At 62.7% G+C, this 1,641-nt stretch carries 1 protein-coding gene; it reads left to right on the top strand.

Features of this window, described 5'->3' with window-relative positions; all coding sequences use genetic code 11:
* Positions 1 to 112: 112 nt before the first annotated feature.
* Positions 113 to 1,624 carry an IS1634 family transposase gene (locus QSJ19_RS26415; protein WP_502876347.1) on the top strand — a complete coding sequence of 504 codons (1,512 nt, stop codon included), beginning with the start codon at positions 113 to 115 and terminating at the stop codon, positions 1,622 to 1,624.
* Positions 1,625 to 1,641 lie beyond the last annotated feature (17 nt).

The raw sequence follows: 1,641 nt of genomic DNA, 5'->3' as shown, positions 1-1,641 counted from the left end.
CCTGAGTTGGACCTCCTGACCGGTTTTTCGGGGGTCGGTTGATTGTTGCTGCTGGTCAGGACGTTGGTGGTCTTGAATCTCGAGCACTAAATGTGTCGGATATGGTCGGTTGGTGAGCCCGTATGTCCGGAAGGTGACCACCGCATCAGGAGCGACCGCGGTGCAGATCGCCGAGACCGTGCAGGGCCGCCGGCGGATCGTGGAACACATCGGGTCCGCGCATACCGAGGCGGAGTTGGCGGCGTTGATCGCGGTCGCCAAAGGCAAGATCGACGCCGGCCAGCAACACCTCGACCTGCAATTATCGGGTGCGCAACAGGTGCGGGCCGCTGGCGAGGCGGTGATCACCCGCTACTGCAGCGAACTGCTGTGGACCACCCTGAGCGGCTCGTATCGCCGACTGGGGTTCGATGCGCTCGACGATGACACCTTCGCGGCGTTGGTATGCGCACGGCTGGTCGAGCCAACCAGCAAACTCGACACCCTGCGCGTGCTCGACGACATCGGCATCGATGCGCCGCACCTGTCGAGCATCAAACGCGCGTTGGCCCGCTGCGTCGAGCGTGACTACCGCCGCCAATTATCGAAGGCCTGCCTCGATCACGTCACCGCGCAGGGACCTGGTGTGGCGCTGGTGCTCTACGACCTGACCACGCTGTACTTCGAAGCCGAGGACGAAGACCAGCTACGCAAGGTCGGGATGAGTAAAGAACGGCGCGTCGATCCTCAGATCACCGTCGGACTATTGGTGGCGCGCAACGGATTCCCTCTCGACATCCATGTCTTTGAGGGAAACAAAGCCGAGACGAAAACCCTGATCCCGGTCATCACCGGATTCACCGAACGCCACGAGATCACCGACATGGTTGTCGTCGCCGATGCCGGCATGCTCTCGGCGGCCAATCTCAACGCGCTCGAGGATGCCGGGTTGAAGTTCATCGTCGCCGCACGCACCTCGAAAGCGCCCAAAGAGTTGGAGGAGCATTTCGGGCGGCGCGGCAACTACATCGAAGACGGCGGTGCGGTCGAGTTGACCCGGCCCATGGGAACCGGCGCCGATCGCCGCGATCGGCGGGTGGTGTGGCATTACACATGGGCGCGTGATCGCCGCGACAACCGCACCCTCAACGCCCAAATTCTGCGGGCTCAACGAGTGGCCGACAAAGCAGAACCGTTGCGCAAGCAGCGATTTGTGAAGATCTCCGGGCAGACAGTCGCACTCGATGACGAGTCCATCGAGCGCGCCCGCGCAGCAGCCGGCTACAAGGGCTACGTCACCAACATCGCACCGGCGGTGATGGACGGACACGCCCTGGTCGCGGCCTACCATGACCTGTGGAAGGTTGAGCAGTCATTCCGCATGGCCAAATCCGACCTCAAAGCACGGCCGATCTTTCACCGCACCCGCGATGCGATTGACGCGCACCTGACCATCGTGTTCGCCGCACTCGCCATCGCCCGTGACCTGCAAAACCGCACCGGCATGTCGATCAAGAAAATCGTGCAAACCCTGCGCCGAATCCACACCGTCATCGTCGACATCGACGGCCACCCCATCACCGCCCGCACCCCGCTCGACCACGACGCCGAAACCATCATCGCCGCCATCAACGCCAGGCACTAAGGAGGTCCAACTCAGGT

It is taken from the genome of Gordonia sp. ABSL11-1, from assembly GCF_030315685.1.
Classification (GTDB): Bacteria; Actinomycetota; Actinomycetes; order Mycobacteriales; family Mycobacteriaceae; genus Gordonia.
This window is presented reverse-complemented; position numbering and strand designations above follow the sequence as displayed.